Origin of the sequence: Rossellomorea vietnamensis NBRC 101237, from assembly GCF_001591825.1 — a bacterium.
Lineage (GTDB): Bacteria > Bacillota > Bacilli > Bacillales > Bacillaceae_B > Rossellomorea > Rossellomorea vietnamensis.
The window spans coordinates 67,673-75,260 of sequence record NZ_BCVQ01000018.1 but is presented as its reverse complement, the minus strand read 5'-3'; the positions used below and the strand labels follow the sequence as shown (position 1 = coordinate 75,260).

Sequence of the window (7,588 nt, the reverse complement as noted above, 5' to 3'; positions counted from 1 at the left end):
ACCGCCAGCCCCGCGGAAAGCGAGCACCTGCAGCGCAAATCAACCAACATATGCTCATTCAAAACATCTAACGAAGACACAATAAAATGAAATATTGACTCAATTAGCCATTGAATCAATATTTCCCCTATGCTATAATAAATGAAAATTTATAACATTATCACTTTTTAAGTGGTGATAGAGGTGCGAACTTCAAGAGTACAGGTAAAGAGGGGTATGAGCCCCGCCGACATGCCTGGAAAGGGGAGAATCGCCGAAGTGGTTATAGTCTCATACTATATCCGCTGGTCCTGCGTTTAAGAAATGCAGGATTGTCAAGATGATTCAATCTTGGAGAGCTATCTCACAATGCCGATGAACCTATTTGTATGTTCTGCTGTATGTTCATAAAGCAATGAGATATTATTCTCATTGCTTTTTTTATTATCAGCGCAGGATTTCGTACCAACGATCCTGTCCTATGGACGTGTAGGATGATTGTGATTGTACTCTTCATCATCAACAAGAGCGGAGACGCTCAGAAAGAGGGAGAAGTCGTGAGTATTATTGTTCAAAAATTCGGTGGGACTTCAGTAGGGTCTGTGGAAAGAATTCAAAATGTTGCGTCAAGGATCATTGAAGAAAAAGAAAGAGGGAATGATGTGGTGGTCGTCGTATCTGCCATGGGGAAAACGACGGATACACTCGTTGGTCTTGCAAGGGAAATCACGTCTCAACCGAGCAAAAGAGAAATGGATATGCTGCTCTCAACCGGGGAACAAGTCACCATTTCACTCTTGACCATGGCCCTGATCCAATCGGGGCATGATGCCATTTCATTCACGGGATGGCAGGCCGGAATCGAGACGGAATCCGTCCATAGTAATGCAAGGATCACCAATATTCATACCGATAAAATGGCAGCTCACCTTCAGGAAGGAAGAGTGGTCATCGTCGCGGGGTTCCAGGGCATGACAGAAACAGGGGAAATCACAACACTCGGACGGGGCGGGTCGGATACGACGGCCGTTGCAATCGCGGCTGCCCTGAAAGCGGAGCGCTGTGACATATATACGGACGTAGACGGGGTTTACACGACAGACCCCCGCTATATAAAAGGAGCAAGGAAGTTACCGTCGATTTCCTATGATGAAATGCTGGAACTGGCAAACCTCGGGGCCGGGGTCCTCCATCCAAGGGCGGTGGAATTTGCCAAGAACTATCAAATCCCGTTGGAAGTCAGATCCAGCATCGAAAGAGTGGAAGGAACGTATATTGAGGAGGAAGCTAGCATGGAACAGAACTTGATTGTAAGAGGAGTAGCATTTGAGAATGAGATTACGAGGGTCACTGTATTCGGACTGGGAAATGCATTAACGGGACTATCATCTGTGTTCACGACGTTGGCTGAAAATCATTTGAACGTAGACATCATCATCCAGACCCAGACGGATCAGAATACGACCAATCTATCTTTCTCCATCAAGGAGCACGATCTCGATGAAACCCTTGCTGTTCTTGAACGAAATAAAGAGCGGTTGAATTTCACACACGTCGAGCACGAAAGTGGGCTTGCGAAAGTCTCCATTGTCGGTTCGGGGATGATTTCAAACCCGGGTGTGGCCGCGGAAATGTTTGAAGTGCTTGCTCAGAATGACATCGTCGTGAAAATGGTCAGCACTTCGGAAATTAAAGTGTCTACAGTAGTGGATGGCGATAATATGCAAAAGGCAGCAGGCGTCTTACATACGGCCTTTCATCTCGATGCCGTGAAGATGGAAGAAATCACGCTGTAGGATCAACATGGAAAAGGGTTGCCTGGATGATTCCAGGCAACCCTTTACTTGGAGCATGATTACTCAATCCGGTCTTTGTCGTCCCATCTTACCATGACTTTGACCGATTGGCTCCGTTTATGTAATTCGTCAGCAGCTTCTGCCACACATTTTCTTTGAAGCTGAATCTGTTCGGCAATAAAGCCCGTTTCCAGTTTGAAGTTCACATCCGTTTTCAGTGACAGACGCCGTTCGATCACAGGTCCGTTCAATTCAAATGTCATTTCATTTCTTTTTTGTTCCAGAAGTGTAAGGGTGCCCCATCCAGCTTCATCGAAAAAGGAAGATATTTCTTCCGTTGACTGAAGGGGGAACTTCCTAGAAAGCTGCTTTCCTCCCCAGTACAGGATATCGGGTGTGTGTTTTCCCAGTATGTCTGGAATCAAGATGTCGCGTAACATTTCATATCCGAAGATTGGAACGGACGGCTGATGTACTTCTTCTTTTTTCTGTTCCAAGTAAATCCCCTCTTTCTATAAAACTATTATATACATGAAAGAGGTAATTATCATCCCATACCTTGAAAAAATGACCTTGGGATATTTTGGTGCTATAATATTTATTGTAAATTTATTAGAATTTTCGAACATTTAGTTGTGCAAAACCTCATGTTTTCCGTTGTTGATCTATTGAAAATATTTTTGCGGTATTGTCGAATTTATGTATACGTTTTCTTGACGCTTCCACTCCTTGGGAGTAAAATGAACATGTCACATTATTGTTACAATATAAAATATGTATCGTCGTCTAATAGGGAAAGAAAGGCATTAGAAAACGAATTCATATTTTATCATTAAGGGGGGTAAATCATGGCTGGAAATCGAGAATTTAATTATCGCAGGCTTCATTCATTGCTAGGTGTTATTCCAGTTGGATTATTTTTAACACAACATTTAGTCGTGAACCATTTTGCCACTGGTGGGGAAGAATCATTTAACCAGGCGGCGCATTTTATGGAAAGTCTACCTTTCCGTTATTTCCTTGAAATCTTTATCATCTTCCTTCCATTGTACTTCCATGCGATTTACGGAATTTACATTGCATTCACTTCCAAGAATAATGCAAGCAAGTTTGGATATTTCCGTAACTGGATGTTTTTACTTCAACGTGTATCTGGAGTGATCACATTCATTTTCGTCACATGGCATATCTGGGAAACAAGGGTCGCTGCGGCGTTTGGAGCTGAAGTGAACTTTCAGATGATGGAAAACATTCTATCCAATCCGTTGATGTTAGGATTCTACGTGCTTGGTGTTCTTTCAACGATTTTCCACTTTGCAAACGGATTATGGTCATTCTGCGTTAGCTGGGGACTAACGGTTACACCTCGTTCTCAATTAATAGCTACATATGTTACGATCGGGATTTTTGTCGCGTTATCGATTGTCGGTATGCGTGCAATCTTTGCCTTCGTATAAGCAGAAAAATATACGAGTCTGATAGATAAGCAAGTGCTCTCGAAGTATGGTAGGAAAAGGAGTGAGTCACGATGAGTAAAGGTAAAATCATCGTTGTCGGTGGCGGTTTAGCCGGCCTGATGGCCACAATTAAAGCAGCAGAAAAAGGAACACAAGTCGATTTATTCTCACTGGTACCCGTTAAGCGTTCTCACTCTGTATGTGCACAGGGTGGAATTAACGGAGCCGTTAATACAAAGGGAGAAGGGGATTCTCCTTGGGAACATTTTGATGATACGGTTTATGGTGGGGATTTCTTAGCGAATCAACCGCCTGTTAAAGCAATGACAGAAGCAGCACCCGGGATCATTCACTTACTCGATCGTATGGGTGTTATGTTTAACCGTACACCTGAAGGGTTACTGGATTTCCGTCGCTTCGGTGGGACGCAGCATCACAGAACCGCTTTCGCTGGTGCTACGACTGGTCAGCAGCTATTATATGCTTTGGACGAGCAGGTTCGTCGTCATGAAGTGGCTGGGTTAGTCAGCAAGTTCGAAGGCTGGGAATTCCTTGGAGTCGTCATCGATGACGAGGGAGTCGCAAGAGGGATCGTTGCCCAGAACCTTCAAACGATGGAAATCAAATCATTTGCAGCGGATGCCGTGATCATGGCGTCAGGTGGGCCGGGGATCATCTTCGGTAAGTCTACGAACTCTGTCATCAATACAGGTTCTGCCGCATCGATCGTTTATCAGCAAGGTGCGTATTATGCAAATGGTGAGTTCATCCAGATCCACCCGACAGCCATTCCTGGTGACGATAAGCTTCGTCTCATGAGTGAATCGGCACGCGGTGAAGGTGGACGTGTCTGGACATACAAAGACGGTAAGCCGTGGTACTTCCTTGAAGAGAAGTATCCTGCCTACGGTAACCTTGTACCCCGTGATATCGCAACACGTGAAATCTTTGATGTGTGCGTAAACCAAAAGCTTGGTATCAATGGAGAGAACATGGTTTACCTCGATCTGTCCCATAAAGATTCAAAAGAGCTTGATATCAAGCTTGGCGGAATCATTGAAATCTATGAGAAGTTCATGGGTGATGACCCGCGTAAAGTACCAATGAAAATCTTCCCTGCCGTTCACTATTCAATGGGTGGACTATGGGTCGATTATGATCAAATGACAAATATTCCTGGATTATTCGCAGCTGGTGAATGTGATTATTCTCAGCACGGTGGTAACCGCTTAGGGGCTAACTCATTGCTATCCGCTATCTATGGCGGTATGGTGGCAGGTCCTAATGCGATTAAGTATATTGAAGGACTTGAGAAAACAGTAGAATCTGTTCCATCTTCACTATTCGACCGCTATGTGAAACAGGAAGAAGAAAAATGGAACAACATCATGTCCCTGAATGGCACTGAGAACGCTTATGTCATCCATAAAGAGCTTGGGGAATGGATGACGGATAACGTAACGGTTGTACGTCATAATGACAAGCTTCAACAAACGGATGAAAAGATCCAGGAATTGATGGAACGTTACCAAAATATCAATATCAACGACACGGCTAAATGGAGCAACCAAGGGGCGACATTCACCCGTCAATTGTGGAACATGCTTCAGCTTGCACGTGTTATTACAATCGGTGCATTAAATCGTAATGAGAGCCGTGGAGCCCATTACAAACCTGATTTCCCTGAACGTAATGACGAAGAATTCCTGAAAACGACGATGGCAAAATACAATGCCGCAACGAATACTCCTGAATTCCATTACGAGGAAGTAGATACTTCACTGATCGCACCGCGTAAGCGTGACTATTCTAAGAGTAAAGGGGGAAGTAAATGATGAGTGAAAATAAAAAAGTCCGTTTTATCATTACTCGTCAAGAAAGCCCGGAATCAGCCCCTTTCCAAGAAGAGTTCGAACTTGATTACAGACCGAATATGAACGTCATTTCCGCCTTGATGGAAATCCGTCGTAATCCGGTCAATGCAAAAGGGGAACACACCACTCCGATCAACTGGGACATGAACTGTCTGGAAGAAGTTTGTGGAGCCTGTTCAATGGTGATCAACGGTAAGCCTAGACAGTCTTGTACGGCTCTGGTTGATCAACTCGAACAGCCGATCCGTCTTGAGCCTATGCGCACATTCCCTGTCGTCCGTGACCTGCAGGTAGACCGCAGCCGCATGTTCGACAGCTTGAAGAAAGTGAAAGCATGGATTCCGATTGATGGGACATATGATTTGGGTCCTGGACCGCGTATGCCTGAGAAAAAGCGTCAGTGGGCATATGAATTATCAAAATGTATGACATGTGGTGTATGTCTGGAAGCATGCCCGAACGTGAACAGTAAGTCCGATTTCATCGGGCCTGCTCCGCTATCTCAAGTACGCTTGTTCAATGCGCACCCAACTGGTGCCATGAATCAGGATGAGCGCCTTGAGTCCATCATGGGCGACGGTGGACTTGCCAATTGCGGTAACTCACAAAACTGTGTTCAATCTTGTCCAAAAGGAATTCCTTTGACGACTTCGATTGCGGCACTGAACCGTGAAACCACTTTCCAAATGTTCAAGAACTTCTTCGGAAGTGACCATATGGTTGATTAATATTTTCTAATGAAAAGCACTTTCCTTCGGGGGAGTGCTTTTTTGTTATGGCTCATAAAATGCAGTCAATTGTCGCATAGTAGACTACAAATGAGCGTATGGAGTGATAAGTATGAAGCGAATCGGATGGATAATCGCAATGCTGTTATTCAATATATCCCATGTTGATCCGGAAGAAGTGAGAGCAAAGGAAATGGAAAATGGGGAACCCTTCCGTCTGACGATCTTGCATACGAATGATGTTCACTCCCATTTGGAAAACGTTCCGTACTTGCACACTGCGATTAAAGAAGAGCGGAAAAAGGATGGGGATGCCCTTCTTTTGGACGCGGGGGATGTGTTTTCGGGGACGTTGTTTTTTAATGAATATCTGGGACAGGCGGATGCTGCATTCATGAATGAAATTGGCTATGACGCCATGACGCTGGGAAATCATGAATTTGATAAGGGAAGTGAGGTGCTCTCGGACTTTATCAGGAAACTTTCCTTTCCAGTGGTGAGCGGCAATGTGGATGTCCGGCTTGATCCTCACCTTGCCCCTATCATGAAAAGTGAAATCCCGGAACAGGCAGACAGTGGAAAGATCTACCCTTCTATTATTCAAACAGTAAAGGGGATCAAGATCGGTATCATCGGACTCACAACCGAAGATACGGCTTTCCTTTCTGCTCCGGATAAGAAGATAGTCTTTCAGGATGCCGAAAAGAAAGTGCTTGAAGAGATGACAAAACTTCAGGCAAGGGGAGTGAATCATATCATCCTGCTGTCCCATCTGGGATTACGGCAGGACAAGATGCTTGCTCAAAAGGTGAAAGGAATCGATATTATCGTCGGCGGCCATTCCCATACAAGATTGAAATCCCCGCTTGTTTATAATATCAAATCAGAACCGACACTGATCGTCCAGGCGGATGAGTATGGGAAGTCACTTGGCAAATTAACGGCTGTATTTTCCGATAGAGGAGTACTGACCGGGTGGAATGGTGAGCTGCTGGATGTGTTGGCCAAAGACCAAATAGGAAATGATGTGTATCCCCCTGATCCATGGGCAGCTAATAGATTGGAGCAATTACGGAGGCCCATTGAAAAGGTAAAAAGCATGGATATTGGTACAACAAACATTTCATTAAATGGAGATCGTCGGGACGTTCGGAGGAAAGAGACCAATCTAGGCAACCTCATTACAGATGCCATGCTGGAGAAAGCGAATCAATATGGCCCGACTCAAATCGCGTTTCAAAATGGAGGTGGAATCAGGAATTCCATCAGTGCGGGGACCATTACCCTGGGAGATGTGTTGGAGGTGCTGCCTTTCGGGAATACCCTTGTAACATTGAATCTGACGGGGGAGGAGATCCTTCTTGCATTGGAACACAGTGTGGCGAATGTGGACGGAGAAGCAGGTCAGTTCCTCCAGGTTTCCGGCATGACATATCGCTTTGATCCATCAAAGCCCATTGGCAATAGAATAATGGAAGTGAAAATTCTAGGAGCACCCCTTGACCGTTCCAAGATGTATGGGGTTGCCGTCAACGCATTCCTTGCAGGAGGAGGGGATGGTTTTACCGTATTGAGAAATGCAAAAGATAACGGCAGGATATCCGATCTGCACCTCAATCTGTATGAGGTGATGAGTGAGTACCTCACCACTTATTCCCCCGTGTCCCCGCAAGTGGAGGGAAGGATTGTGGAAGAAAAAGAATAAGAAGAAAGGAGCCGGTTTTTCCTGCCGGCTCCATTTTATGCATATAGGT

The 7,588-nt window shown here is 44.9% G+C and carries 6 protein-coding genes and 1 riboswitch; of the genes, 5 read left to right on the top strand and 1 reads right to left on the bottom strand.

Annotation, left to right across the window (positions count from 1 at the left end):
* The first annotated feature begins 170 nt into the window (after positions 1-170).
* A riboswitch (Lysine riboswitch) is annotated at positions 171-349 on the top strand.
* A gap of 187 nt (positions 350-536) precedes the next feature.
* Positions 537-1,775 (top strand): aspartate kinase, encoded by a 1,239-nt coding sequence (locus BVI01S_RS11555; RefSeq protein ID WP_061810237.1) that lies wholly within the window; start codon positions 537-539, stop codon positions 1,773-1,775.
* Positions 1,776-1,834: 59 nt separating this feature from the next.
* Here BVI01S_RS11555 and BVI01S_RS11550 read toward each other — a convergent pair whose 3' ends face one another.
* Positions 1,835-2,272, bottom strand: a complete 438-nt coding sequence (locus BVI01S_RS11550; protein WP_034757096.1) for a YslB family protein — start codon at positions 2,270-2,272, stop codon at positions 1,835-1,837.
* A 351-nt stretch (positions 2,273-2,623) separates the two neighbouring features.
* Between BVI01S_RS11550 and BVI01S_RS11545 the strand changes: the two genes are divergently transcribed.
* The 4 genes from BVI01S_RS11545 (at position 2,624) to BVI01S_RS11530 (ending at position 7,539) form a co-directional block, all read left to right on the top strand.
* The gene (locus BVI01S_RS11545) at positions 2,624-3,232 is read left to right on the top strand and encodes a succinate dehydrogenase cytochrome b558 subunit (RefSeq protein WP_034757098.1); all 609 of its coding nucleotides are present in this window, start codon (positions 2,624-2,626) and stop codon (positions 3,230-3,232) included.
* A gap of 71 nt (positions 3,233-3,303) precedes the next feature.
* Entirely contained in the window at positions 3,304-5,067 is a 1,764-nt protein-coding gene (sdhA, locus tag BVI01S_RS11540; RefSeq protein ID WP_034757101.1) for a succinate dehydrogenase flavoprotein subunit, read from the top strand.
* Positions 5,067-5,834 carry a succinate dehydrogenase iron-sulfur subunit gene (gene sdhB, locus BVI01S_RS11535; protein WP_034760486.1) on the top strand — a complete coding sequence of 256 codons (768 nt, stop codon included), beginning with the start codon at positions 5,067-5,069 and terminating at the stop codon, positions 5,832-5,834. The genes sdhA and sdhB overlap by 1 nt, the downstream gene beginning before the upstream one ends.
* 112 nt (positions 5,835-5,946) lie before the next feature.
* Entirely contained in the window at positions 5,947-7,539 is a 1,593-nt protein-coding gene (locus BVI01S_RS11530; RefSeq protein WP_061810233.1) for a bifunctional metallophosphatase/5'-nucleotidase, read from the top strand.
* The last annotated feature ends 49 nt before the right edge of the window (positions 7,540-7,588 follow it).

Coding starts and splice junctions, on each gene's coding strand:
- sdhA (WP_034757101.1), top strand. CDS start 3,304: ATGAGTAAAGGTAAAATCATCGTTGTCGGTGGCGGTTTAGCCGGCCTG.
- BVI01S_RS11545 (WP_034757098.1), top strand. CDS start 2,624: ATGGCTGGAAATCGAGAATTTAATTATCGCAGGCTTCATTCATTGCTA.
- sdhB (WP_034760486.1), top strand. CDS start 5,067: ATGAGTGAAAATAAAAAAGTCCGTTTTATCATTACTCGTCAAGAAAGC.
- BVI01S_RS11530 (WP_061810233.1), top strand. CDS start 5,947: ATGAAGCGAATCGGATGGATAATCGCAATGCTGTTATTCAATATATCC.